This is a genomic window from Pseudoalteromonas sp. meg-B1 (assembly GCF_003173795.1).
Lineage (GTDB): Bacteria > Pseudomonadota > Gammaproteobacteria > Enterobacterales > Alteromonadaceae > Pseudoalteromonas > Pseudoalteromonas undina.
Map to the genome: position 1 here is coordinate 533,378 of NZ_QGQU01000001.1, position 25,984 is coordinate 559,361.

General features: G+C 39.5%; 23 protein-coding genes. 20 read left to right on the plus strand and 3 right to left on the minus strand.

What is annotated here, in order from left to right:
* Positions 1–128: 128 nt before the first annotated feature.
* From DK924_RS02485 to pseI, 9 genes are all read left to right on the plus strand, one after another.
* Positions 129–1,574, plus strand: a complete 1,446-nt coding sequence (locus tag DK924_RS02485; protein WP_109874264.1) for a flagellin — start codon at positions 129–131, stop codon at positions 1,572–1,574.
* Positions 1,575–1,673: 99 nt separating this feature from the next.
* The gene (locus DK924_RS02490; RefSeq protein WP_109874265.1) at positions 1,674–2,060 is read left to right on the plus strand and encodes a flagellar protein FlaG; all 387 of its coding nucleotides are present in this window, start codon (positions 1,674–1,676) and stop codon (positions 2,058–2,060) included.
* 27 nt (positions 2,061–2,087) lie between these two features.
* The gene (gene fliD / locus DK924_RS02495) at positions 2,088–3,512 is read left to right on the plus strand and encodes a flagellar filament capping protein FliD (protein WP_109874266.1); all 1,425 of its coding nucleotides are present in this window, start codon (positions 2,088–2,090) and stop codon (positions 3,510–3,512) included.
* Between the two features lie 12 nt (positions 3,513–3,524).
* A complete protein-coding gene (locus tag DK924_RS02500; protein WP_109874267.1) occupies positions 3,525–5,540 on the plus strand; it encodes a motility associated factor glycosyltransferase family protein in 2,016 nt (671 codons plus the stop codon).
* Positions 5,541–6,106: 566 nt separating this feature from the next.
* A complete protein-coding gene (gene pseB / locus DK924_RS02505; protein ID WP_109874268.1) occupies positions 6,107–7,120 on the plus strand; it encodes a UDP-N-acetylglucosamine 4,6-dehydratase (inverting) in 1,014 nt (337 codons plus the stop codon).
* Positions 7,121–7,135: 15 nt separating this feature from the next.
* The gene (gene pseC, locus DK924_RS02510; RefSeq protein ID WP_109874269.1) at positions 7,136–8,296 is read left to right on the plus strand and encodes a UDP-4-amino-4,6-dideoxy-N-acetyl-beta-L-altrosamine transaminase; all 1,161 of its coding nucleotides are present in this window, start codon (positions 7,136–7,138) and stop codon (positions 8,294–8,296) included.
* Between the two features lie 2 nt (positions 8,297–8,298).
* Complete coding sequence (gene pseF, locus DK924_RS02515; protein WP_109874270.1) at positions 8,299–8,982, plus strand: pseudaminic acid cytidylyltransferase; 684 nt, start codon at positions 8,299–8,301, stop codon at positions 8,980–8,982.
* A complete protein-coding gene (pseG, locus tag DK924_RS02520; RefSeq protein WP_109874271.1) occupies positions 8,979–10,517 on the plus strand; it encodes a UDP-2,4-diacetamido-2,4,6-trideoxy-beta-L-altropyranose hydrolase in 1,539 nt (512 codons plus the stop codon). Before pseF ends, pseG begins: the two co-directional genes overlap by 4 nt.
* The gene (gene pseI / locus DK924_RS02525; RefSeq protein ID WP_109874272.1) at positions 10,510–11,562 is read left to right on the plus strand and encodes a pseudaminic acid synthase; all 1,053 of its coding nucleotides are present in this window, start codon (positions 10,510–10,512) and stop codon (positions 11,560–11,562) included. Before pseG ends, pseI begins: the two co-directional genes overlap by 8 nt.
* 181 nt (positions 11,563–11,743) lie before the next feature.
* Here pseI and DK924_RS02530 read toward each other — a convergent pair whose 3' ends face one another.
* The gene (locus DK924_RS02530; RefSeq protein WP_109874273.1) at positions 11,744–12,067 is read right to left on the minus strand and encodes a hypothetical protein; all 324 of its coding nucleotides are present in this window, start codon (positions 12,065–12,067) and stop codon (positions 11,744–11,746) included.
* A complete protein-coding gene (gene fliS, locus DK924_RS02535; RefSeq protein ID WP_109874274.1) occupies positions 12,067–12,462 on the minus strand; it encodes a flagellar export chaperone FliS in 396 nt (131 codons plus the stop codon). The genes DK924_RS02530 and fliS overlap by 1 nt, the downstream gene beginning before the upstream one ends.
* 367 nt (positions 12,463–12,829) lie before the next feature.
* Between fliS and DK924_RS02540 the strand changes: the two genes are divergently transcribed.
* A complete protein-coding gene (locus DK924_RS02540) occupies positions 12,830–14,266 on the plus strand; it encodes a sigma-54-dependent Fis family transcriptional regulator (protein WP_055013204.1) in 1,437 nt (478 codons plus the stop codon).
* A gap of 117 nt (positions 14,267–14,383) precedes the next feature.
* Here the strand turns inward: DK924_RS02540 and DK924_RS02545 are convergent, their stop codons facing one another.
* Complete coding sequence (locus DK924_RS02545; protein ID WP_109874275.1) at positions 14,384–14,971, minus strand: DNA-3-methyladenine glycosylase I; 588 nt, start codon at positions 14,969–14,971, stop codon at positions 14,384–14,386.
* Positions 14,972–15,100: 129 nt separating this feature from the next.
* Between DK924_RS02545 and DK924_RS02550 the strand changes: the two genes are divergently transcribed.
* From DK924_RS02550 to fliL, 10 genes are all read left to right on the plus strand, one after another.
* The gene (locus DK924_RS02550; RefSeq protein WP_075169684.1) at positions 15,101–16,216 is read left to right on the plus strand and encodes a PAS domain-containing sensor histidine kinase; all 1,116 of its coding nucleotides are present in this window, start codon (positions 15,101–15,103) and stop codon (positions 16,214–16,216) included.
* The gene (locus tag DK924_RS02555) at positions 16,209–17,633 is read left to right on the plus strand and encodes a sigma-54 dependent transcriptional regulator (protein ID WP_109874276.1); all 1,425 of its coding nucleotides are present in this window, start codon (positions 16,209–16,211) and stop codon (positions 17,631–17,633) included. The genes DK924_RS02550 and DK924_RS02555 overlap by 8 nt, the downstream gene beginning before the upstream one ends.
* A gap of 156 nt (positions 17,634–17,789) precedes the next feature.
* Positions 17,790–18,122 (plus strand): flagellar hook-basal body complex protein FliE, encoded by a 333-nt coding sequence (gene fliE, locus DK924_RS02560; RefSeq protein WP_010387900.1) that lies wholly within the window; start codon positions 17,790–17,792, stop codon positions 18,120–18,122.
* A gap of 20 nt (positions 18,123–18,142) precedes the next feature.
* Positions 18,143–19,858, plus strand: coding sequence for a flagellar basal-body MS-ring/collar protein FliF (gene fliF / locus DK924_RS02565; protein WP_054201723.1), 1,716 nt, complete (start codon positions 18,143–18,145; stop codon positions 19,856–19,858).
* Positions 19,851–20,891, plus strand: a complete 1,041-nt coding sequence (fliG, locus tag DK924_RS02570; protein WP_010387902.1) for a flagellar motor switch protein FliG — start codon at positions 19,851–19,853, stop codon at positions 20,889–20,891. Before fliF ends, fliG begins: the two co-directional genes overlap by 8 nt.
* A 3-nt stretch (positions 20,892–20,894) precedes the next feature.
* On the plus strand, positions 20,895–21,698 hold the full coding sequence (gene fliH / locus DK924_RS02575) for a flagellar assembly protein FliH (RefSeq protein ID WP_055013207.1): 804 nt from the start codon (positions 20,895–20,897) through the stop codon (positions 21,696–21,698).
* 17 nt (positions 21,699–21,715) lie between these two features.
* Positions 21,716–23,050, plus strand: coding sequence for a flagellar protein export ATPase FliI (gene fliI / locus DK924_RS02580; protein WP_054201721.1), 1,335 nt, complete (start codon positions 21,716–21,718; stop codon positions 23,048–23,050).
* Positions 23,050–23,496 (plus strand): flagellar export protein FliJ, encoded by a 447-nt coding sequence (gene fliJ, locus DK924_RS02585; RefSeq protein ID WP_109874277.1) that lies wholly within the window; start codon positions 23,050–23,052, stop codon positions 23,494–23,496. The genes fliI and fliJ overlap by 1 nt, the downstream gene beginning before the upstream one ends.
* An 87-nt stretch (positions 23,497–23,583) precedes the next feature.
* Positions 23,584–25,395, plus strand: a complete 1,812-nt coding sequence (locus DK924_RS02590) for a flagellar hook-length control protein FliK (protein ID WP_109874278.1) — start codon at positions 23,584–23,586, stop codon at positions 25,393–25,395.
* 57 nt (positions 25,396–25,452) lie between these two features.
* Positions 25,453–25,980: a flagellar basal body-associated protein FliL gene (fliL, locus tag DK924_RS02595; RefSeq protein ID WP_010387911.1), complete on the plus strand. Its 528-nt coding sequence runs from the start codon at positions 25,453–25,455 to the stop codon at positions 25,978–25,980.
* Positions 25,981–25,984: the final 4 nt, after the last annotated feature.

Consider the following 25,984-nt stretch of genomic DNA (forward strand, 5'->3'; position numbering starts at 1 on the left):
AAAAAAGCTAAAGGTAATTTTATAGCGGCCGTTAACTTAATTAGAACGGAGCTTGAACAGATTTTTATTGTGATGGCTCTTGGTTAAAATCAATTAGTTACATTACGAAAGTAATCAGGAGTTATAACATGGCTTTATCAGTAAATACTAACGTTGCATCAATAAATGCACAAAGAAACTTATCAAAATCTAGTGATGCATTAGGCACGTCAATGCAACGCCTTTCATCTGGTATGAAAATTAACAGTGCTAAAGATGATGCGGCAGGTCTACAAATTGCTAACCGTTTATCTTCACAAATTAATGGTTTAGGTGTTGCTCAGCGTAACGCTAACGACGGTATCTCAATGTCGCAAACCGCTGAGGGTGCGATGACAGAGTCATCAAATATCTTACAACGTATGCGTGACCTAGCATTACAATCAGCGAATGGTTCAAACGACGCCGATGCTCGTGCAGCTCTTCAAAAAGAAGTTGGCGCATTACAACAAGAATTAACCCGTATCTCAGAAACTACTAAGTTTGGTGGTACTAGCTTATTGGATGGTTCATTTGGTACTAAGCAGTTCCAAGTAGGCTCAAACGCTAATGAAACTATCAATGTAAGCCTTCGAGATGTATCTGCTGATGCTATTGGTGCAAACGTTATTTCTGGCGCCGGTGGCGCTGCTGCAACTGCAAGCTTAGGTGTTGCACAAACCACAACGTTAGCAGTAAATACAAGTACGACTGCTGATACGCTTAATATCAATGGTACAGAAGTTGCTGTTACTGGTGGTCAAGGTGCCGCTGATATTGCTGATACTATCAATGCTTCGGGTGCTGGTGTAGTTGCGAAAGCTGAGTTGGAAACAACAATCGTTGGTGTAGATTCAGGTGCTCAAGCTACATTAACTATTGGTGAAGACGAATATGACCTAGGTACATACGGCGGTGATATGGAACGTCTTGCTAAAGATATGCAAGCTGATGGCTATGATGCAATTTTTGATGGTACAGAAACGATTACTTTAAAAGCATCTGGTGTTAACGGTATTGACGTAAGTGCTCCAGCTGCAACAGCAGGCCAAGGTTCATTTACTGTTGGAGGTCAAACTGTTGCATCTGTAAACCTTACAGCGAGTGTCTCATCTGAGCTAAACTTAAGCTCTGCGGATAAAATTGGTATTTCAGGAACTACTGCTAATCAATTGTTTGGTAAGGCTGGTGGTGACGGTGCTGCAATTGCTTCAACGGGTGGAGCGAGTGCACTAGTAAGTGTTGAAGATATCGATATTTCAGGTGCTACATCTGCTGGGGCACAAGATGCAATTCAAACTATTGATGCAGCGCTAGCGCAAATTGATGCACAGCGAGCAGACTTAGGTGCGGTACAAAACCGCTTTGGTTTCACTATTGCTAACCTTGCAAACGTATCAGAAAACGTGTCGGCTTCTAAAAGCCGTATCGAAGATACAGATTACGCTGCAGAAACAGCTAAACTGACTAAAAACCAGATTATGCAGCAGGCTGGTACAACAATCTTAGCTCAGTCTAACCAGTTACCACAGGCAGCACTTAGCTTATTAGGTTAATTTAACAATAAGCTCTATACTTTAACTACTAAGGAAGGGGCGACCCTTCCTTTCTTGTATAGGTATAAAGCTTTTATCGCTTTATAGTAGGAGCGAATTATGGAAACGCAAAATTTAAATCTAAATATCAGCTCAGCGCAAAAAGGTGAGGTTATCTCAAGTTACCAAGCCCAATCACAAGTTAACCAAAACGCTGATGAACAGAAGACCATCCCGAACACTTCTGCTGCGAACAATAATAAAGTTTCTGAAACTGAATTGTCACCTGAAAAACTAGAGAAGGTGGTACAGCAATTGCAGGAATTTATGGGTGAAATGAACAGAAGTCTACAGTTTAAAGTAGATGAGGATTCTGGTCGTAATGTGATAAAAGTGATTGATAAGGAAAGTGGTGATTTAGTTAAGCAATATCCTTCTGAAGAAGTATTAGGTATTGTTGCTAAATTAGCAGAAGCCACCGGCGTGTTAGTTGATTTTAAAGTTTAGTTTGAGCAATTTAAGAGGGTAAGTATTATGGCCATTTCATTTACAGGTATAGGTTCAGGACTTCAAGTCAACGAGATTGTAAGTGCTTTAGTTAATGCTGAAAAATCCCCTTATCAAGCGCGAGTAACAAAACAGCAAGCTAATTTCACTACTGATATATCTGCGGTCGGTACACTAAAGGCGTCTTTAGAAGAGCTGAATGGCTCATTAGAGTCAATAGCCTCTGTTGAGGAGTTTCAAAAGAGAACAATTAGTGGCAGTGATGATTTTGTTACTTTAAGTTCTGAAAAAGATGCCCAAACCAACAATTACTCAATTAAAGTTAATAGTTTAGCTGAAAACCACAAGCTGACATCAAATGCTATAGCTGGCGATGAAGCGGTGGGAGAGGGTAAGCTCACGATTAGTTCTGGCTCTAACAGTTTTGATATTAACGTGTCAGATACAGCAAAGCTAGCTGATATACGTGATGCGATTAATGATTCAGTTGATAATGACTCTGTAAACGCCACTATTATTACTGATGATACGGGTCAACGATTAGTGTTGTCGAGTAAAGAAACTGGCGTAGAAAACGAAATAAAAATTGTAGTTGATGACACTGGTGACGGTGGCAATACGGATCTTTCTGGTTTGTCTCGTTTGGCGTATGATAGTGATACAGCATCAACAACGTATGCTGAAAATTTAAATGAGGTAACTGCAGCAACAGATGCCTCTATTACGATAGATGGTACGCTTGTCGCTACGAGCAGTACTAACGAGTTTAAAAATGTTATTGAAGGCGTGACTATTAATGCTAAAAAAGTCCATGGTACTGATGATGATTTAAGTAAAGCGGTCATAACTGAAAATAATAAAAATATTACAGCTGGTTTAAACTCATTTGTCGACAAATTTAATGCATTTATTGATTTATCTAAACAGCTGGGTCGCTCAAGTGCAGAAGAGGGCGTTGGTGCACTTGCTGGTGATTCATTATTAAGAGGGTCTGTTAACCAGGTCCGCTCATTGTTAACTTCAGAGTTTAGCACTGGTAATGGCAATACTGACTTTTTAGCTAACTTTGGTATAAGAACGGAGCGCTCAGGTAAATTAAGCATTGATTCTGATGCATTAAAAGCTGCAATAGAGAAAGACCCACAAGCCTTGCAAACCTTTTTTGTCGGTGAAAATGACGGTGATGGTTTTGTTGGTCAATTAGACACTGTTATTAAAGGCTATACTGCTTCTGATGGCATTATTAGTTCACGTATAGAAGGTCGTGAATCACAGCTTTCTAAATTAGAAACTGATGTAGAAAAATTTAATATTCGTATGGCCAAATATGAAGAAAGATTATATAGCCAATATAATGCAATGGATTTATTAGTGGCTAATTTAAATTCAACAGGCAGTTATTTACAACAACAACTAGCTAACCTTCCTGGGGTGGTTAAAAAATCAAGTTAAGCGGAGTGAAATTTGGACGCTAATCAACAAGAATTAACAAAAATGATGTTGCAAGCAACTCTGCTTGCAAATTTAGCTCTTTTAAAAGAGCAAATGCCTGCTTTATATGAAGTATTTAAAGACTACTCACCCACCGATACCGGCGTAGCCATTGATGCTTTAGGCAATGCTAACTTGTTTAATAATAATGAATTTGTTTATCAAGATAGCCCTAGGGAATTTGCTTGCAAACAGCTTACTCAGTTTTTAGACGACCCCCTTTATTTCAAATATGAGTTAAATCATCAAGAAGATAAAGATATTCTATTCGAACATGCCGCACTTTTAAAATCTATTTATAATGTTAGAGCTTCTGAAACCGATAATAAAATAAATAACCCAGCAGAAGAAAAACGACTTGATTTTGTTTGTTTTTTAGGTGGCGGGCTCGGTTATCAAATCGAAGAGTTGCTAAAGAAAAAAGATGTACTTAATGTGTTTTTATTTGAGCCAAGTAAAGATACATTTTACGCTCTTTTACATTGTATAGAGTTAAGACCCTTATTTAATAAGTGTGTTGCAAATGGTGGCCATTTTTCAATCAGAGTTGCCGGCAGCGAAGACGGTGTGATTAATGAAATTTCTAAGTTTTTGTTCGAACATGGCCACTTTAATATTAGCCAAATTTTATTTTTTAAACATTATGATAGCCCCCTAATTGAAAAAACTATCGCTAGAATTAAAGACGTTGGCCATAGGTGGTCAGCTGGTTGGGGTTTTTTCGAAGATGAAATAATTGGCCTGTCGCATACTATTTCAAATTTAAAAGCTGGATTTCCAGTAATAAAAAAAGCTGAATTATTTAAAAATAAATTAGAAAACTCACCTGTGTTCATTGCTGCCAATGGCCCATCTTTAGATTCTGCAATCGATTTTTTAAAAGCTAATCAAAGTAACGTAATAATAGTATCTTGTGGTACCGCTTTAAAAGCATTGCTAGTCAATGGTATAAAGCCAGATATTCATATTGAAATGGAGCGTGTTGCTTTCTTACTTGATTGGGTTGAAGTTGTTGAGCGCACCGAGAATATTGATACGAAATTAGAAGAGCTTAATATCATCGCTTTGAATACGGTTTACGATGGTGTTTTAAACCGATTCAAAAGCGCTCATTTGTTGTCAAAAATTAATGATTGTGGTGGGCGTTTTATTCGTGCCTTAGATGCAAAAAATCAATTTGTTTACCCTGAACACAGCAACCCCACTGTATCTAATACTGCCCTTGCTGTAGTTATATCGCTTGGCTTTAAAAAGGTTTATTTAACTGGAACCGATTTTGGTTTTGTTTCAAAAGACCACCATCATTCAAAGCATAGTATTTATTTTGATAAGGACTTTAAACATAAAGAAACAGTCGAAAAAGGAATTCAAGACGGAATGATTGTTAAAGGTAACTTCAGAGATGAAGTGCAAACAACGCCAATATTTGATTCATCTAAGGGTAATATAGAATTATTACTGCAAGACAACTTGGATGTAAAGGTGTTTAATACAACGGATGGTGCATTTATAAGATATACAGAACCCATGCGTATTGAGGATATTGGTGCCTTAGAAGTTATCGCTGATAAGCAAAATGAGATAAGTTCTTTACTTAAAAAAGGCGCTTCACTAGAGCAACTATCAACAGGTAATGTAGAGCTTAAAATCAAAAAGATTAAAAATACAACTAAGTATGCTTTGGAGCAGTTATTATCTTACACATCAGTTTATTTCAAAACTAGGGAAGAGCTGGCAGATGTTTTTAGTATCCAGAATAAATCATTGTTAACATTACGTAATGGTAACGATGATGACCGTGTTGTTTACTGGTTAATTCAGGGATCTTTTCGATATTTTCAAGCTTATATTATGACGAGTAGTTATTATTATCATGACTTAGATAAACGCGTTGAGTTTATGAATGCTTGCGTAGAAGCGTTTAATGAACATATAAAAGGTATTTATTTAGAGTTTATCCAAAACTACAATAAACCAGCAAAAGTATAATAAAAGGTATTACGTTAATGCCTAACAGTAAATAATATGAACAAATTGGTCGTTCTTAATATTCATAAGAAATCCGTAACTAGTTAATTGGTTGCGGATTTTTTTATGAATATTAAACAGTGTTTTATCAACCATGTTTTACACTTGGCAAAAGACTAAGGTTATGGATATAAAAGGTATTCTGATATCTTCAAAAATAACGATATTAAGGTTTATCTTAAATTCCTGTAAAGAGTGATAGATAATGTTTCATACAATTCAGAATATGAATTTTTAAACATTGGCGAGTTGATATAAAGATGCAATTTAAAAATTACCATAGAGTATTTCTAAATTAGACATGTAATTTTTCCCTGAAACTCACCGCTATTTCTTTGTTACTCTGTGGGTATGCTTTATGCATATTCTTTATTTTTAATTAGTTAGCGTATAATTACAGTAACTATTAGCTATATTGCTAGGTAGTATGCATTAAGTTTTAATTTTGTTTGAAAGAGTTTAGGCTAATTGCATAGTTTACAATCACTTTAGCTAAAGCAAGCTAAATATAATAAGCGGAAAATAACATGCTAAATAAAAAAGCGGTATTGATCACCGGGGGCACTGGTTCATTTGGTAAGAAGTTTATTGAAACAATTTTGATCAGGTACCCAAATGTTAAAAAAATTATTATCTATTCGCGTGATGAATTAAAGCAGTCCATAATTAAGCAAAAATATCCATCATATGATTATCCGCAATTACGTTTTTTTATTGGTGATGTACGTGATAAAGATCGCTTAACTCAAGCGTGTGAAGGGGTTGATGTAATTATTCATGCAGCAGCTATCAAGCAGGTAGATACAGCAGAATATAACCCCACTGAATGCATACGTACTAATATAGATGGTGCTGAAAATGTTATTCATGCGGCACTAGCTTGCGGTGTTAAAGATGTGGTGGCTCTCTCTACTGATAAAGCTTGTGCTCCTATTAATTTATACGGCGCAACCAAACTGGTATCTGATAAGTTATTTGCTGCTGCTAATAATATCCGAGGTTCGAAAGATATTAAGTTTAGCGTGGTGCGATACGGTAATGTAATGGGCTCTCGTGGGTCTGTTATTCCATTTTTTTTAGAGAAACGCAAAGACGGTGAGTTACCAGTTACACATAAAGAAATGACCCGTTTTAATATTTCCTTACAGGACGGTGTAAACCTTGTTATGTATGCGTTGGGGCATCATTTGGGGGGCGAAATATTTGTTCCTAAAATACCATCTTATAAAATAACTGATGTCGCAGAGGCTGTAGCGCCAAAATGTAAAATTCGTTACGTGGGTGTGCGCCCAGGTGAAAAGCTCCATGAAGAAATGATTACCGATACAGACTCATTACATACTATTGATTTGGGTCGGTATTATGCAATTTTACCTTCGGTCTCATATAATTATTCAGAAGAAGAATATTTAGTTCATCATAACGCTAAAATGGTACCGTTTGGTTTTAAATATAGCTCTGATAGCAATACTGATTGGGAAACCATAGAAGGATTGCGTCAATTAATTGTTGAACATGTTGACTCGTCATTTAAAGTTTAAAGTAAAGGTAATTTGATGATTCCGTATGGCAAGCAAGAGATAAACCAAGCCGATATTGATGCTGTTGTTGATGTATTAAAATCAGACTTTTTAACCCAAGGCCCTCAAGTTCCTGCGTTTGAAAGGGCACTTATGGGGGTAGCAGATGCCAGCTATGCTCTGGCGGTTAATAGTGCAACGTCAGCCCTACATATTGCATGTTTAGCATTAGGTTTAGGCGAGGGTGATAGGTTGTGGACCACACCGATAACTTTTGTGGCCTCTGCTAATTGCGGTTTATATTGTGGGGCTTCGATTGATTTTGTTGATATTGACCCTGCTACCTATAACCTTTGCCCACAAGCGCTCGAGCAAAAGCTAATTGTTGCTAAACGGCAAAAGTGTTTGCCTAAGGTGCTCGTTGCAGTTCATTTGTGTGGCCAGCCCTGCGATATGAAGGCAATTCATGCTCTATCACTTGAGTATGGTTTTAAAGTTATTGAAGATGCTTCACATGCAATTGGCGGGCGCTATTTAGATCAACCCATTGGTGCGTGTGAATACAGTGATATTACTGTATTTAGCTTTCACCCGGTTAAAATTGTTACGACGGCAGAGGGGGGAGCTGCACTGACTAATAATAAGAAATTGGCCGATAAGATGGTTCTTTATCGCAATCATGGTATTACGCGAGACGAGGCGTATATGGAAAATGCTTCACATGGAGGGTGGTATTACGAGCAAATCGACTTAGGATTTAATTACCGCATGACAGAGTTGCAGGCTGCACTCGGTGTTTCTCAACTGTCGCGCTTGAACGAATTTGTGGCTGCACGCCATAAACTAGCTGAGCGATACTGTAAAAGGCTTGCTGGCTTGCCACTAACATTGCCATATCAATTACCAAATACCTACTCAGGTCTGCATTTATTCGTAATTAGGTTACACCTTGATGAGATATCAAAATCTCATAAAGAGGTGTTCGATGCATTAAGGGAGGCAGGAATTGGTGTGAATTTACACTATATCCCTGTGCACTTGCAGCCTTATTATCAAAAAATGGGATTTAAATTAGATGATTATCCCAAAGCAGAAGCTTATTACGCTAATTCTATTTCTATCCCCATGTTTCATGGTATGACTTATGGGCAGCAGGATGAAGTTATCAGTAAATTAAAAGCCATACTCAAAGGTTAACAATGAATATAGCAATTATCCCAGCGCGTGGCGGTAGCAAACGTATACCTCGTAAGAATATTAAATTGTTCCATGGTAAACCAATGATTGCTTATTCAATTGAAGCTGCGCTTGCAAGTAAATGTTTTGATAAAGTAATTGTATCGACCGATGACAGTGAAATTGCCGAGATTGCAGAACGTTATGGCGCTGAGGTGCCTTTTATTCGACCAAGTGATATTGCTGATGATTATGCAACGACTTTAGAAGTGATGCAGCATGCTATAAAGTGGTGCCAAGCTAATAACTTTAAAGCTAATCATGTTTGCTGTATTTATGCCACGGTTCCACTTCTTTTACCTGAATATATACAGCAAGGCCTGAAAGCTTTAGAGAAAGAGGGTGTTCAATATACTTTTAGTGCTACTAGTTTTCCTTTTCCTATTCAAAGAGCAATCAAACTTGATGCCGGGCATCGTGTACAGATGTTTCAACCAGAGCACTTAAATACGCGTTCTCAAGATTTAGAAGAGGCTTATCATGACGCTGGTCAGTTTTATTGGGGGAAAATTACCGCATTTTTAGATGGTCAGCCTTTTTTTTCTCCTCAATCAAAAGCTATTTTATTACCACGTAAGCGAGTGCAAGACATTGATACAGTTAATGACTGGGAGTTTGCGGAAGCGCTCTACAAGGCGCTTTTGTGAAAGTTGTTTTTAGAGTTGATGCTTCACAATACATTGGCAGTGGCCATGTTATGCGCTGTTTAGTGTTAGCGCAAGCGTTAAGACTTGATGATTATTCGGTGGTATTTGCAACACGCCCTCAAAAAGGTGATTTAGTCTCATTTATTCGACAGCAAGGCTTTACTGTTTTGTCTTTAATGCAGCCTGCAGTGTGGCAAGTTCCAAAAACAACAGCTGATTATAGTGCGTGGTTACAAGTAAACCAGCATGTTGATGCAAAAGAGTTTATAGGGCTATTTGATTCGATAGATTTAATTATTGTAGATCATTATGGGATCGATGCAGCATGGCATAAAGTGGTGAAAAATGCATACGATTGTAAAATTGTCGTAATTGATGACTTAGTTAGGCAGCATAAGGCAGACTTAATTATTGACCAAACGCTACTTCGTAATCCCTGCGAGTACTTCGCCTTAAATCCTGAGTCAATTGCTTTAACGGGGACGAGATATGCTATTGTGAACGCTGACTTTGCAACACATCATGCAGCTCAAAAAAACACATCGTATGTATTAAAGGATAGACCTCGTTTGTTGCTCACTATGGGAGGTATAGACGCTCCAAATGCAACATTGCAAGTACTCAAGGTTTTAAAAAGAAATTGCTCAACTCGCCCAGATGTTACTATTCTTCTAAGTCATAGGGCTCCCCATTACTTACAAGTAAAAGCATTCGCAGATACAGAAAGCTCTTGGTTAACTCATGTTGATTTTACAAATGATATGGCCTCTTTGATGTGCGAGCATGATATTGCCATTGGAGCTCCGGGTTCAACGTCATGGGAGAGGGCATGTATAGGCCTACCTAGTATAGTAGTGCCCCTAGCTGAAAATCAGCAGACAATTTGTAAGCAATTAAATGCAGTTGGGGCATCAATATGCGTCGAGTTAAGTGATATAAGTCAAAGCTTGATGACCGCTTATGAAAGTTTACTTGCAAATTATCAAAGTATGCGAACTGTGAATTTACAGTTATGTGATGGTCTAGGGGGAGAGAGGATTATGAAGTATATTAATCAGCTTTTTCGTAATTCATTGACTTTACGATTAGCTACAAAAAATGATATTAAGCAGGTTTATGAGTGGCAATGTCATCCTGAAACTCGGCGTTATGCAATTAATAAATCAGTTCCCAGTTTGGCGGAACATACAGCCTGGATGAAAAATAAACTCGAGAGTAAATGTGATTTTTTTTATATTATTAAACTTGATATAGAAAAAGGCAAAGATAGTGTAGAGGTTGGAGTTGTTAGGTTAGATGAAGTGAGTGACAAAACTTACACTATATCTATTTATATTATTCCTAAATATTTCGGTAAAGGAATTGCAAGGCTTGCACTGCAAAAAATTGATGTAATGCACCCATTAGCGACAATACATGCTGATGTTCTAAAAGAGAATAAAGCGTCTCAAAGGTTATTTAGCCGAGCAGGTTACCAGCAAATTAGCCAAGAAAATTTTATGCGATATCCTATGGGGTTAAGGGTTTATGAATAAATATATAACAATAGATAATAGAAAAATTGGCTCTGATTTTTCACCTTACATTATAGCTGAGATGTCAGCGAATCATAATGGTGATATAAGTAGAGCGTTTGAAATACTGGAAATGGCTAAACGCTGTGGTGCCGACGCAGTTAAAATTCAAACCTACACTCAAGATACTTTAACCATTGATTGTGATAAGCCTGAATTTAAAGTTGAAGGCGGTTTATGGAGTGGCAGAACCCTATACGATTTATATACCGAAGCTCATATGCCATGGGAGTGGCATAAGCCACTCTTTGAAAAAGCGAAACAGCTTGGCATTACTATTTTTAGCTCTCCATTTGACTTTACTGCAGTCGAACTGCTCGAAGAGCTTGGGGCACCAGCTTATAAAATAGCTTCATTTGAAGCGATAGACTTACCACTTATAGAGTATGTAGCCAAAACAGGTAAGCCTATGATTATTTCAACGGGGATGGCTAATGAAGATGAAATACGTGAAGCGGTAGAGACTGCAAAAAGCGCGGGTTGTAAAGACTTGATAGTACTTCATTGTGTAAGTGGCTATCCGGCACCGGCTAGTGACTATAATCTTGCTACCATACCTGATATGGCAAAGCGGTTTGATGTCCTTACGGGTCTTTCAGACCACACAATTGATAATACTACGGCCATTACTTCAGTTGCATTAGGAGCATGTTTAATTGAAAAGCATGTAACGCTCGATCGTAATGGCGGGGGGCCAGATGATAGCTTTTCACTTGAAGAACCTGATTTAAAGCAGTTATGTGATGATAGTAAAATAGCATGGTCAGCTACCGGAAAAGTGAACTATGAGCGAAAAGAGAGTGAAAAAGGTAACTTAATCTTCAGACGTTCACTTTATGTAGTTAAAAATATAGCGAAAGGTGAGCGGTTTACTCATGAAAACATTCGCAGTATTCGCCCCGGCTATGGTTTAGCGCCAAAATATATTTCAGCCGTTTTAGGCCAAACTGCAGCAAAGGATATTAGTAAAGGAACTCCTCTGAGTAATGAGCTTATTAATAGATGACTTTAATTTAGCTTTTTACATATATATTTAGGTGAGATATGGGATGTGCTGTTCGTTTTATAATTATAAAAGTATTCAATAAAGCCTTAATTCTTAAGGTGTACCTTAAAAAAGCCAGTCAGCTTTGCTGACTGGTATTAGGCTTACACACTTTTATTAACACTCTAAGTCTATGTTTGATTTAAATATTAGATTTATACTTACTCACCGCACCTTTGCTTTTTTGTTTTTTTATAATCTCTATCGCTAACTTTTGTTTTTCGCTATCAAATATCGTTGAAAGTTTCGCCAAAAATGCGATTAAAAACTCCAGCTCAGATTCAGAATAAAAGCTTTGATTATGCTTTAAGGATTCACCCATATAGGTGTCTAACTGATTATGGATATTCAGTGCTTGCTCAATATCCCAATCTTCTGAGTCAGCAATCAAACTTACTAGCTCATTGCAATATGCTCGAGTCTCACTATCTTTAACTTGTGAGCTTGTAACCCGATTTAAAGACATTATAGTTGTGGTTCTCTTTGTTCAAATGGAATTGCTTCCCAACCTGATTTTATTTCCTTAATCAAGGTAATTACTTCATCAATTTTTTCTATATCGTTCTCGAGGTTTGCGGTTAGTAAGCATCGCTGACAATAATCATACAAAGAGTCTAAGTTAGTTGATACTTCATTATTATGTTCAAAATTTAATACTTGCTGCAAAGCACCAAGTAGCACAATACAATCAGAGATTGCGTTGCCTTTTTTTTCTAACTCTTTACGTTCAATAAACCCTTTAGCAGCTGATAACTTACCAACAATATTAACAAACACGAGTTTGACTTGATCATAAGGCGTCATTTCTTTAACGCTGCTAACTGTAATTTGACGGTATTTATTGATTGATGCGTGCGCCATAGGTAATTCCTTAAATTTTAATTACATGTGTAGAACCTTAAGCAAGTTTAGTTCCAACATAAGTTTGACTATTACTTATCGGCCAAAACAGTCACACCTTTAAGTAATAATAGCAGTTTTTATGAGTTTCTTCTGTGTGAAATCGTATCATTACTGGTGGCAAAAATGTGTTAGGTAATTCATCCTAAGTAGGTATGCCGTTATAAATAGCTAAAGAGTTATTAGTTATAAAGTATTGGCTTTTCAGGCAGGGTGTCTGTTTTTTGGCGTTAATGTCAAAAAATCGCCGCTATTACTTGCATCCAAATCCAACTGGCTTACAATTTGATTAATAAAACAAATTAGTGAAATAAATGGCTCGCTAAAAATGATCTTAATTTTAGATAATAATAATAATCGCTCTATTGGATTATATGCATCGCTTACTTTTATTGGTGAGGCGGTACAGTTGCAAACAGAAGCTGACTTTGAGCAGGCATGTAGTCACTATCAAAACAAAGAATGTATTGTGGTGTTAGGGGCGCTGCAATCTTTAGATCATGAAAGTTTAATTAAACGCTATCCAACATTTCCTTTTTTACTGATTGGCGAAACGCTCAAACCGCTACTGAGTCTCGCCAATGTTGTTGGACTAATTTGTGAGCCATTTACTCATGAAGTTACCACTCAGTTACTACATGATTGTCAGCAATATCAGCGTATGCTGCCTCATGAGCATCAACATAATAAAGAAAAAAGCACCTTTGATGGCCTTGTAGGTGAAACCAAAGCCGTAAAAGATTTACGCTTTTTAATTACTCAAGTTGCTAAAACCGATGCCAACGTACTTATTTTAGGTGAGTCGGGCACGGGTAAAGAAGTGGTTGCTCGTAATGTGCATCTGCTTTCTAAGCGTAATAAAGGCCCATTTGTACCAGTAAACTGTGGGGCAATTCCTGCGGAGCTACTAGAAAGTGAACTATTTGGCCATGAAAAAGGTGCATTTACCGGGGCTATTTCAGCACGTAAAGGCCGGTTTGAATTGGCGCAAGGTGGCACGCTATTTTTAGATGAAATAGGGGACATGCCGCTGCAAATGCAGGTTAAGTTACTGCGAGTACTACAAGAGCGTAGCTATGAGCGCGTTGGCGGTACCAAAGCGATTCAAGCCGATGTACGTGTTATTGCTGCAACCCACCGTGATCTTGAAAGCATGATTGAAAAAGGCTCATTCCGAGAAGATTTATACTATCGCTTAAATGTTTTTCCTATTGAGAGCCCATCACTTGCTCAACGTGCAGAAGACATCCCTTTGCTACTTAAAGAGCTAATGCGCCGTGTAAATGAACAAAGCGGTACTACGGCTAAGTTTACAGAGCGTGCTATTGATAGTTTAAAAGAGCATTCTTGGCCGGGTAATATTCGTGAGCTCGCTAACTTAGTTGAGCGTATGGTTATTATGTTCCCAGATAAGGTGGTGGATGTTCCTGACTTACCTAACAAATACCGCTACATTGAAGTTGAAGCCTATGAGCCTCAGTATCCAGAAGAACTGATGGAGCGTGATGCGTTTAATGATATTTTTAGCGGCGGATTTAGTGAAGACGAAATAGACCTTGAAGATGATTTTGCTCAAACGGCACCGGGTTTATTGCCCGATGAAGGTATTGAGCTTAAGGAGTACTTAGCTGAGCTTGAAATTAACTTAATCACCCAGGCATTAGAGCGCTTTGATTACGTTGTTGCCCGTGCTGCTGAAGTGCTAGGCGTAAGGCGAACCACACTGGTCGAAAAAATGAAAAAATATAACTTGTCTAGGGATTAAGAGCAAAGTGCAGGTGTTATATTTTAGGTTAGAAAAGCTAAACACTACGCTTAATGCAAACTCGGCGCTATAATTGTCAGCGGGTTTACCTCGCGTCTCGTAACCCGAAACCCGCCCTTAGCCTAATTTTTTAACTTCTTCCTTCCTAAAACAATCATTACTATGATCGTTAACCATTCCACAGGCCTGCATGTAAGCATACACTGTGGTTGGGCCTAAAAATTTAAAGCCACGCTTTTTTAAATCCTTCGCAAATAACGTCGATGCCTCAGTAACTGCAGGGTAGTCGGCCAGTGTTTCTAGATCGTTTACCTGAGGTTTATTACCAACAAATCGCCACTGATAATCACTAAAACTGCCAAACTCTTCTTGAATAGTAATAAAGCATTTTGCGTTATTAATTGTTGCGACAATTTTTAAGCGGTTGCGAACTATGCCCGCATTTTGCATTAATTTTTCTATGTCGTGTTCAGTAAAGGCCGCTACTTTGCGTACGTCAAAATTGGCGAAGGCGTTTTTATAATTCTCACGCTTTTTTAATATGGTATACCAGCTGAGTCCCGCTTGTGCCGATTCTAATGTCAAAAACTCAAAAAGTAGTTGATCGTCATACACAGGGACGCCCCATTCATGATCATGATAATCCACATAGTCAGGTTTTGTTGTATCTAGCCATGGGCAACGGCACTGAGTTTCTTTATTCATGCATTTTCCTTTGCGCGTCATTTTTACGACACGTATTTTAATGGTTTAATCTATTGAATTTACTGGTGAATAATTTTGGTACATATTGTGCATTAGCCACTGTATCTACATTATTTTAGAGAGTTGATTATGGCCCTTGCAAGTGTGCTAAAACCCCAGTTTATTTCTGCTAATCAGTATAACCCATGTTTACTGCAAGAGGAGTATGTTGGTGAGTTGAGTGATTTGCGTCAACAGGCAAGTTGGCTCTCTCATTTAGTTGATACTATGCCTGCGGGCGTGATTGTACTCGATGGTAAAGGAATGATCGCTAAAGCGAATCAAATTGCTATCGATATGCTCGGTGAACCACTAGAAGGTGAGAAGTGGTTTAGTGTTATTCAGCGCTCATTTCGTCCTCATCAAGATGATGGTCATGAAGTGTCGTTAAAAGATGGACGCTTAATAAAACTCGATATTACCGCACTTGCGCCAGAGCCTGGGCAACTTATATTAATGACCGATTTGACTGAAACCCGACGCTTACAAAAACGAGTCGCGCATATGCAGCGTTTAAGTGCGTTAGGTAAAATGGTGGCATCTTTGGCCCATCAAGTACGCACACCGTTATCAGCAGCTATGTTGTATGCTGCCAACTTAGGCTCAAAGCGCTTACCGGAAGCATCACGCGGCAGTTTTCACACAAAATTAATGTCTCGCTTGAAAGATTTAGAAACCCAAGTAAACGACATGCTGCTATTTGCTAAAAGTGGTGATCAACAGGTAGTTGAGCAAGTGTCGATGCAACAGTTACTCAGTGAAGTAAAAGCCGGTGCCGATGCCATGGTAGCGCTCAATGATAGCGAATTAAATGTGAGCTTACCTGAACCCGATATAGAAATCATGGGTAATAAAACCGCATTAGCAAGCGCTATTCAAAACCTAATTCACAACAGTATTCAAGTTATTGGCAGTGGCGCGCAGGTTTACCTTAGCGCCCAGCGTGACAAACAAGACTCTGACTTTGTGCGCATTAGCGTTAGTGACAATGGTCCAGGCATTGACTTAGTTCAGAGCGAGAAAATATTTGAACCTTTTTATACCACTAAAAGCCAAGGTACAGGCTTAGGGCTTGCCGTTGTAAGTTCGGTAGCCAGTGCACATCAGGGAAGGGTTGAGGCAAACAACAACCCACACGGGGGAGCAATTTTTAGTATGTTGCTGCCTATTAGTGTCACATCTAAATTAGGGGAGTCACATGAGTAACACTATTTTAGTTGTAGAAGACGACGCCGGACTTCGTGAAGCATTAATTGATACTCTAGAAATGTCGGGCATCGCTTGCACGGCAGCCAGTAGTGCAGAGCAAGCCATGTTGTTATTAAAAAAAGATGTATTTTCACTGGTGGTCAGTGATGTACAAATGGGCGAAATGAGTGGCTTGGATTTATTACGCAGTATTAAATTAAATCACCCTGATTTACCCGTACTTATGATGACGGCCTATGCCACAATTGATGATGCAGTTGAAGCCATGCGCCTAGGCGCGATTGATTATATGGCTAAGCCATTTGCCCCAGAAGTGCTATTGAACATGGTGAGCCGTTACTTACCTGAAAAGGAAAAAGAAACAGACGGTCCTATTGTTGCCGACCCTAGTAGTATTCAACTACTCGAACTTGCAGGTAAAGTTGCTCGTTCAGATGCCAGTGTAATGGTACTTGGGCCAAGTGGCTCAGGTAAAGAAGTGCTGGCACGGTATATTCATGACAAGTCAAAACGCTGCAATGAACCATTTGTAGCAATTAACTGTGCTGCTATTCCTGAAAACATGCTTGAAGCTACTTTGTTTGGCTACGAAAAAGGCGCGTTTACTGGTGCGATTCAGGCCTGCCCTGGTAAGTTTGAACAAGCACAGGGTGGGACTATCTTACTTGATGAAATCACCGAAATGGATTTAGGCTTACAAGCTAAACTACTGCGGGTATTACAAGAACGCGAAGTTGAGCGTTTAGGCGGTCGGAAAACTATTTCGCTAGATGTACGTGTGCTTGCAACCAGTAACCGCGAATTAAAAGAGGCCGTTGCTGAAAATCAGTTCCGCGAAGATTTATATTATCGACTCAATGTTTTCCCTTTACTGTGGCGACCTCTGTGTGAGCGTCCTGGCGACATTATTGTACTGGCTAAGCATTTAATTGAACGTCACTTAAGTAAAAGCAAAGAGCCAATAGCGTATCTAGATACAAGCGCTGAACAAAAACTTCTTAGCCATAGCTGGCCGGGTAACGTTCGAGAGCTGGATAACGTTATTCAACGTGCTTTAATTTTACGCAGTGGCAGTACTATTGATGAGCATGCAATTTTTATCGAAAATTTAACTCCAACCCAGTTTGTGGTTGAAACAACAACAGTGCCGGAGCCTATAAAAAGTAATCTCAGTAACGCTTATTATGATGAAAAAACAATGCCCGAAGATGAGCAAAAAAATGATTTGCTCGCCTTAGACACGGGGAGTTATAAAGATGAACTTAAAGATAAAGAACATCGCATAATTTTAGAAACCTTGGCGCGTTGCCAAGGGAAGCGTAAAGAAGTAGCCGAAACCTTAGGTATAAGTCCACGTACTTTGCGTTACAAATTAGCGCAAATGCGCGATTTAGGTATTTCCCTCCCTGCATAACCTCAACAGCCCTAAAACTAAGTAACACATTTTAGGGCTGTCAAAACTCTGACTACGTAATTTTATAGTTCAACATATTGTTTTAATTGAATTTTATTTTTGGCATGTTTTGTGCTTTATTCTATTTAAGAGTTTACTGCATTATCAGAGACAATTATGAAAATTCAAAACAGTGCTTTATTTCAAGAAATGCAATCTATGGCTTCAGAAGCCACGCGTAGTAACCAAGTTAATAACTTGCCAACGCAAGTGCAATCAACGTCTACAGCACAGTTTGGTGATATGTTGAGTAATGCACTTAATACAGTGCATGAGCTTCAGCAAGACACAGGACAAAAAAGAAAAGCAGTTGAGATGGGCGATAGAAGCGTATCGCTTGCTGAGGCGATGATTGCTTCGCAAAAGTCTTCTGTGGCATTTGAAGCTACGGTACAGGTTCGTAATAAGCTTGTTGAATCTTACAAAGAAATTATGAACATGCCTGTTTAACTAGGTAGTGGAGAATTATTGTGGCGCAATCTAATCAATCTACAGATCTGGCACTTGCTGATGGCATGATGGAGCAAAGTGAAACTGAAGATCAACAAGAGCAAAAATCAGGCTATTTCAGCGCCCTAGGTGGTGTTGATGTTTTACGTCAAATTACCCTGATTGTTGCATTGGCCATTTGTTTGGCTATTGCTATCTTCGTGATTATCTGGGCTCGTCAGCCAGATATGCGCCCATTAGGTAAAATGCAAACTCAAGAGTTAATTGAAACACTCGACTTTTTAGATGCGCAAAAAATTGACTATGAACTTGATGGTAATGTGGTGTCGGTTGATGAAACTGAGTATCAAAATATTAAGTTACTGATGACCCGTGAAGGCTTAGATCAAGGGCCGACATCAGGTAGCGATATTATTATGCAGGACATGGGGTTTGGAGTAAGCCAACGTTTAGAACGTGAGCGCCTTAAACATGGTCGCGAGCAACAGCTTGCCCGTACTATTGAAGAGCTAAACAACGTTACTCGCGCCAAAGTACTATTAGCTATTCCAAAAGAAAATGTATTTGCTCGTCGAGAGAAAAAACCCTCAGCAACAGTAGTATTAACGCTTAAGCGTGGTCGCTCACTAGATAGCGAAGAAGTTGACTCAGTAGTTGATATGATTGCTTCAGCGGTGCAAGGGCTAGAGCCTTCTCGCGTAACGGTGACCGATCAAAACGGTCGCTTATTAAATTCAGGTTCGCAAACCTCTTTGGCTGCACGCTCTCGTAAAGAATACGACCTAGAGCGTAAACGTGAGCAAGAATACCTAGAAAAAATTGACAGCATTCTAATTCCCGTCGTTGGCTTGGGTAATTACACCGCCCAAGTAGATTTAAGCATGGACTTTAGTGCAGTAGAAGAAACACAAAAACGTTACAACCCAGATTTACCGGCAGTAAGAAGTGAAACCACTTTCGAAGAAAATAATATCGGTGGTTTAGCGGTAGGTATTCCTGGTGCACTTACTAATCAGCCTCCGGTTAACTCAACGATACCTGAAGATGCAATGGCTGGCGGTGCAGGTACTGCAACCTCTCCAAGTCGTACTCACAAAGAAGCTACCCGTAACTATGAACTTGATACCACTATTTCTCATAAACGTCAGCAAACGGGTGTGATCCGCAGAATTAGTGTGTCCGTAGCGGTCGATTACTTACCCACGGTTGGTGAAAACGGTGAAACAACCATGACACCACGCTCGGTAGAAGCTTTGTCAAATATTCGTCGCTTGTTACAAGGTGGCGTAGGCTTTGATATGCAACGTGGTGATGCACTTGAAGTAGTGACCGTGCCATTTGTTCGTGAAGACTCAGCGCTTGATTTCGAATTGCCTTTATGGGAACAAGACTGGTTTATGAAAATGATGCGCTTAGTATTAGGTGCGCTGGTTATTATTGTACTGATTTTAGCTGTAGTTAAGCCTATGCTTAAGCGATTAATTTACCCAGATAATACACTTGAAGAATATGATGAAGACTCTCTTAGTTCAGGTGTTGACCTTGGTGACAGCACATTAGATATGCTAAATAATGACTTTGATTCTGCTTCAGTTGGCTTCTCAAGCGATGGTACACTACAGTTACCAGACCTACATGGCGACGAAGACTTATTGAAAGCGGTTCGTGCCCTTGTAGCCAATGAACCAGAACTATCATCACAAGTAGTGAAAGCGTGGTTAACAGAAGATGACTGATCAAGAACAAAAACAACTACCACCGGCGTTTGATGTTGATAAGCTCGATGGTGTAGATAAAGCGGCGATATTATTGCTAAGTTTATCTGAAGAAGATGCAGCGCAAATCCTAAAGCACTTAGAGCCAAAGCAAGTGCAAAAGGTAGGTATGGCCATGGCGGCAATCGATGATTTGTCGCAAGCTAAAATCAGCGCAGTGCACAACTTGTTTATCGAACAAATTCAAAGCTTTAGTACGATAGGTTTTCAGTCTGAAGATTTTATCAAAAAAGCACTTACGGCCGCATTAGGTGAAGATAAAGCTGCCAGCTTAATAGATCAAATTGTTATGGGATCAGGCGCCAAAGGGCTTGATTCATTAAAATGGATGGACTCAAAGCAGGTAGCGAATATTATTCGTAATGAGCATCCACAAATTCAAACAATTGTGCTTTCTTATTTAGAGCCGGAACAATCTGCTGAGATTTTAGCGCAATTTCCTGAAAAAGTGCGCTTAGATTTAACCATGCGTATTGCCAATTTAGAAGAAGTTCAACCAGCGGCTTTACAAGAATTAAACGAAATTATGGAAAAACAATTCGCTGGTCAAGCGGGCGCACAAGCTGCGAAGATGGGTGGCTTAAAAGCGGCTGCAGATATTATGAACTACCTCGATACCAATGTTGAAGGGCAGTTAATGGATTCTATCCGTGAGCATGACGAAGAAATGTCGCAACAAATTCAAGACTTAATGTTTGTCTTCGAAAACTTAATGGATGTAGAGGATCGAGGTATTCAAGCAATTTTACGTGAAGTGCCTCAAGATGTACTGATGAAAGCCATTAAAGGCACTGACGAAGCGCTTAAAGAGAAGATTTTGGGTAACATGTCAAAACGTGCAGCAGAAATGCTTGCTGATGACTTAGAAGCTATGGCACCAGTGCGCATTAGTGAAGTAGAAGCAGCACAAAAAGAAATACTGTCAACAGCTCGTCGTCTATCAGATTCAGGTGAAATTATGCTTGGTGGTGGCGGTGGTGAGGAGTTCTTATAATTTATGAGTAACTCTAAAGGTCGCCCGTTACACGCTGATGAAGCTGATGAGCTATTAAAAAATTGGCCAATTCCAGATGTTGCGCCAGATGAGCGAAGTTTTGGCAATCGTTCGACCGCTTTTGGTACGCCATTGGCAGAGCTATACCATAAAGAAATGGCCAAAGAGCAAGATGAAGAGCCCGAAGAACAAGAGTTACCTTCTCTTACTATGGTGGAGCTTGAGCGCATTCGCCAAGATGCGTATGAGGAAGGTCTTAAGCAAGGACACGAGCAAGGCTATATAGATGGTTTTGATAAAGGCGTAACTGAGGGAAAAGAAGCTGGTTACAAAGAAGGTGTTGAGCTGGGTAAAACCCAAGGTCAAGAAGAGGTTAAACCTTTGATGGATGAGCAGTTAACTCACTTACGCAGCTTGTTAGATAGTTTATCTGATCCACTTAAAAAAGTGGATGAGCAAGCAGAAAAGCAGTTAGTGCAGTTAGCGACTATGCTCAGTGAAGCAATCATTTATCAAGAGATAAAAACTTCGCCTGATATTATCTTACATACCTTGAAAAAAAGCATTGATGCATTGAATGCAGAGCAACAGAAAGTTAAAATTCATCTTCACCCAGAAGACCTAACACTTATAAAAACCAGTTATGGCGAGCAAGCTATTGAAGATAATCATTGGCAGTTAATTCCAGAGCCTACATTGGAGCGCGGCGGTTGTGAAGTTAAGACAACACTATCGTCTTTAGATATGACCTTGAAAACTCGTGTCAAAGAAACATTGGATAGTTTTTTGCATAATAGTGGTATCTAACTTTTTATTGGCGTGCAATGTCTGTGAGCGATACTTCATTAAGCGAACGCTTATCTCAATACCAACAACATATTAAAACCCCTGCCCCTGCGGTTGCGGGTGTTTTAACCCGTGTGGTTGGTTTAACACTTGAAGCAAAAGGCCTGCGAGCTCCAGTAGGCAGCCAATGTAAAATTGAAACCATGAGCGGCTTTGTTGATGCCGAGATTGTTGGTTTTAATGATCAAACCTTATATTTAATGCCCAATGATCATATCTCAGGTGTACTTCCTGGTGCCCGAGTTATTCCTCAAGTTAATGACACTGGTTTACCTGTTGGTATGAGTTTACTTGGCCGAGTTGTCGACGGTTTAGGGCGACCTTTAGATGGGCTAGGGAAAATAAACGCAGAACACACACTTAAATTCGCTCAAAACGCAATAAATCCACTGGCAAGACGCCCCATTAGTAAACCCATGGATGTGGGAGTACGCGCTATTAACTCAGTAATTACGGTAGGCCAAGGCCAGCGTATGGGCTTATTTGCAGGCTCCGGTGTGGGTAAATCTGTACTATTGGGCATGATGACTCGAGGCAGTGAAGCCGATGTAATTGTAGTGGGTTTAGTCGGTGAGCGTGGCCGAGAAGTAAAAGAATTTATTGAAGAAATACTGGGTGTTGAAGGACGTAAACGATCAGTTGTTGTGGCAGCGCCTGCTGATGCTTCACCATTAATGCGATTAAAAGGCTGTGAGAGTGCAGTCACCATTGCAGAATACTTTCGAGATCAAGGGCTAAACGTATTGTTACTGCTTGACTCGGTAACGCGTTATGCCATGGCGCAGCGTGAAATAGCACTGGCTGTGGGTGAGCCTCCTGCAACCAAAGGTTATCCGCCTTCAGTATTTGCTAAATTACCCGCATTAGTGGAACGTGCTGGTAATGGCGGAGAAGGGCAAGGCTCTATTACTGCCTTTTTTACTGTACTGAGTGAAGGTGATGACATGCAAGACCCGATAGCCGATGCCGCACGTGCCATACTTGATGGGCATATTGTTTTATCGCGTGATTTAGCCGACAGCGGTCATTACCCTGCTATTGATATAGAAAAGTCTATTTCTCGAGTGATGCCACAAGTGGTTTCAGAGCCACATATGCAGCAAGCGCGGGTACTTAAACAAGTCTATTCTATGTATCAACAGAATAAAGATATGATCACCTTGGGTGCTTATCAAAAAGGCAGTGACCAAATGCTTGATCAGGCAATAAATATGATGCCAAGAGTGAACGCATTTTTACAGCAAGGCATGCGTGACGTGATTAGTTATGATGATGGCCTACAAGGGCTCGCACAATTATTAGGACAAGCATAATGGCAAAAAATAAACTACATTTGCTGCTTAAGCTTGAAAATGAAAAAGAAGAAACATTACGCATGAGCTACTTGCAAGCAAATCAAAACTTGCAGCTAAATCAGCAAAAGCTTCAAGGCTTAAATGACTTTCGACTTGAATATACGCAGCAACTTCATATTAAAGGGCAATCGGGCTTATCAAGTGCCGGGTTTAGCCAGTATCACGCATTCATAGCTAAGATTGAAGAGGCGACTCGCCAACAAGCGAGTACCGTTAATACTGCAAAACAAGTAGTGAGCCAGCGTAAAACGTTATGGTTAAAACAACAAGTTAAAGCCAAAGCGGTTGCTAAGCTAATTGAAAAGCAACAGTTAAAAGCGAACATGCTGGTGGCTAAGAATGAACAAAAAATGTTAGATGAGTTTTCTTCTAATCAATTTTATCAAAGAAATAAAGCACTATAAGTTAGGCATACTAATTGCTTATGTTCTATAAGAGCAATGTTTTTTAGGATTGTGCGGTGGGCTGTTGCCGCTTTTATTAGGTGATTTATGGCGATGAATGATATTTCAATGTTGGCGGTATCTGAGCAAGACTCATACTTAGTTAAAAAAGACAGTGATAAAGCAAAACTAGATAGTAGTAATGATGCTGGTTTTTTTGACCAACTAGCTCTTGCGAATCAAGCTTCTGAAACACAAGATTCAGAGGTCAAAGCGCCAAACAAACAGCCTTCAGATGAACAACCCGACCTAAAAGAGCAAACTAGCGAAGAGAAGCTTTTGAGCGGTGAAGACATGTTGGCGCAAATTAATGCGGCACAAGTAATCGACACCTCAGTAAAAAATAATTCTCATAGCGGCGCAGAGTTAATAGATAAAGACGGTGTCAAAATAAACATTAAGCCTGAAGATAAGCTTGCACCTATTGTTATTAATTTGCCAAGTGATGAAATTGTTGATGATCCAGCTATTATACAAGCACAAAATGTTGTAGGTGCTGCATCAGCGAGTAAAACTGCAGCTGAGTCTTCACAGCTTGGAACTAAATCGATAGCGACAGCTGCCACAGCCGGAGAATCTGAGACTGTTAAAAATGAGCAAGCGGTTGCTAAACCATCAGACAAGCCGACTGTTCCTACGAGTACTAAAGCATCGATAGACGCCTCTGTTTTAGCGCTGTTATCAAAAGATGATAATGCAATTAAAGCAGATAAACTCTTAGCAAATTTAACGCCTTCACAACAAGATGAACTTGCTACTGAGCTTGATGCGATGAGCAAACCTATTAATAAAGACAATGTAGCGGATTTAAAGCAATTACTCAGTAAGTATGTTAGCGAAAGCGAGAAACCGCAAACTCCTCAACAAGCCATTAATACACAAATAAGTACGTTAACTACCCCAGAAAAACAGGCATTGCTTAATCAGATGCAGGCATACATTAAAAGTGAGCCTCTATCTACTAAAGAACTTACTTTATTAAAAGGGGTTATCAGTGATTTAGAAACAGCTATCAATGCAGACACTTTGTCTAGTGCCAAAGATAAACCGCTGTTTGCTAATAATACGTTGATAGCAGGTGTTACACCTAAAACACAACAAGGTACAGAGTCGGCTAATGTAAAACCTGAGCTAAAATCAGAAAGCTCTAAATCGATAGCCGAAACGCCTGAGGAGCTTGCTAAACAGCTTGATGTACTACAAAAAGAGAGTATGCGCGCCACTAACGCAGAGCAAATGCCACCGCGTGCCGCACAGATTTTTTCTCAAATCATTAATATATTCGATAAATCGTCGCTTAATACTATCGCTAAATACGATACTTTAGGCTACGAACAAGCTATTATTGAAGCGCAAAGTTTACAGGCCGGGCAGTTGCAAAGTACTGCACAAGCTAAACAGGTGAGCATTGATCCTGCCACCTTACAGGCATTAAATATTATTAAAAGTGATGCCGCAAAAATGCTACAAGAGCGCGTTACTTCAATGTTAAGCATTAATAACAAAGAAGCTGAAATTCGTTTAGATCCACCTGAAATGGGCAGTATGCAAATTCGTATTCGAAGTGATGCGGAGCAAGCACAAATAAACTTTGTAGTGCAAAATCAGCAAGCCAAAGAAGCGCTGGAGCAATCATTACCTAGGCTTAGAGAATTATTAATGCAACAGGGCTTAGAACTAGGTGAAAGCAGTATTTCTTATGGTGGTTCATCTCCAGAACAAAACGAGCAACAAGAAGGTCAGCCACAAGGTCAAATGGCTAATAATAGCTCTTCAGATGAGACAAATAGTGAGCAACCAGATAAGCAAACACATAGTTCTGGACAACAAACGTCATCATCAATAGATTACTATGCCTAAGTCCTGCTATTATAATAGTTAAAACAAGCAAATACCTTTGCGAATAAAGGAAATACAATGGCTGAAGATACTAATTTAGAAATAGAAGAAGTCAGTAAAAATAAAAGCAAACTCATTATAATTATAGCCGCTGTATTAGTTATTGTTGGCGGTGTAGCTGGTTACTTTTTACTATCGGGTGATGATGAGCCCGTAGAAACTTTAACAGATGATGCCGCCAGTGGTGAAGTAGCCGCAGAATCATCAAGCTCCTCGGCAACGGTCGGCAGTGCGCTATATGTTGCTATGCCAAGACCTTTTATATTTAATGTTCCAGGGGCGAGTCGCGATAGAATTGTACAAATTAAAGTGCAATTGCTGGTGCGCGGAGATGGCAATGAAGAAACTGCTAAAAAGCATATTCCACTGATTGAAGGTACGCTATTGAGTGTATTTTCAATGACTACCGCAGATGAACTAAGCACCAGTGTAGGCAAAGAAACACTGCGCTTTACTGCGCTAGATAAAGTACAAGCTGCAATGATGGATGTGGAAGGAAGTAAAGTAATTGAGCGGGTACTGTTTACCGGCTTTGTGATGCAATAAGGGG

Excerpts from the sequence above, each read along its gene's own strand:
- DK924_RS02485 (WP_109874264.1), top strand. The coding sequence starts at position 129 with ATGGCTTTATCAGTAAATACTAACGTTGCATCAATAAATGCACAAAGA.
- DK924_RS02490 (WP_109874265.1), top strand. The coding sequence starts at position 1,674 with ATGGAAACGCAAAATTTAAATCTAAATATCAGCTCAGCGCAAAAAGGT.
- fliD (WP_109874266.1), top strand. The coding sequence starts at position 2,088 with ATGGCCATTTCATTTACAGGTATAGGTTCAGGACTTCAAGTCAACGAG.
- pseB (WP_109874268.1), top strand. The coding sequence starts at position 6,107 with ATGCTAAATAAAAAAGCGGTATTGATCACCGGGGGCACTGGTTCATTT.
- pseC (WP_109874269.1), top strand. The coding sequence starts at position 7,136 with ATGATTCCGTATGGCAAGCAAGAGATAAACCAAGCCGATATTGATGCT.
- pseF (WP_109874270.1), top strand. The coding sequence starts at position 8,299 with ATGAATATAGCAATTATCCCAGCGCGTGGCGGTAGCAAACGTATACCT.
- pseI (WP_109874272.1), top strand. The coding sequence starts at position 10,510 with ATGAATAAATATATAACAATAGATAATAGAAAAATTGGCTCTGATTTT.
- DK924_RS02530 (WP_109874273.1), bottom strand. The coding sequence starts at position 12,067 with ATGTCTTTAAATCGGGTTACAAGCTCACAAGTTAAAGATAGTGAGACT.
- fliS (WP_109874274.1), bottom strand. The coding sequence starts at position 12,462 with ATGGCGCACGCATCAATCAATAAATACCGTCAAATTACAGTTAGCAGC.
- DK924_RS02540 (WP_055013204.1), top strand. The coding sequence starts at position 12,830 with ATGATCTTAATTTTAGATAATAATAATAATCGCTCTATTGGATTATAT.
- DK924_RS02545 (WP_109874275.1), bottom strand. The coding sequence starts at position 14,971 with ATGAATAAAGAAACTCAGTGCCGTTGCCCATGGCTAGATACAACAAAA.
- DK924_RS02550 (WP_075169684.1), top strand. The coding sequence starts at position 15,101 with ATGGCCCTTGCAAGTGTGCTAAAACCCCAGTTTATTTCTGCTAATCAG.
- DK924_RS02555 (WP_109874276.1), top strand. The coding sequence starts at position 16,209 with ATGAGTAACACTATTTTAGTTGTAGAAGACGACGCCGGACTTCGTGAA.
- fliE (WP_010387900.1), top strand. The coding sequence starts at position 17,790 with ATGAAAATTCAAAACAGTGCTTTATTTCAAGAAATGCAATCTATGGCT.
- fliG (WP_010387902.1), top strand. The coding sequence starts at position 19,851 with ATGACTGATCAAGAACAAAAACAACTACCACCGGCGTTTGATGTTGAT.
- fliH (WP_055013207.1), top strand. The coding sequence starts at position 20,895 with ATGAGTAACTCTAAAGGTCGCCCGTTACACGCTGATGAAGCTGATGAG.
- fliI (WP_054201721.1), top strand. The coding sequence starts at position 21,716 with ATGTCTGTGAGCGATACTTCATTAAGCGAACGCTTATCTCAATACCAA.
- fliJ (WP_109874277.1), top strand. The coding sequence starts at position 23,050 with ATGGCAAAAAATAAACTACATTTGCTGCTTAAGCTTGAAAATGAAAAA.
- DK924_RS02590 (WP_109874278.1), top strand. The coding sequence starts at position 23,584 with ATGGCGATGAATGATATTTCAATGTTGGCGGTATCTGAGCAAGACTCA.
- fliL (WP_010387911.1), top strand. The coding sequence starts at position 25,453 with ATGGCTGAAGATACTAATTTAGAAATAGAAGAAGTCAGTAAAAATAAA.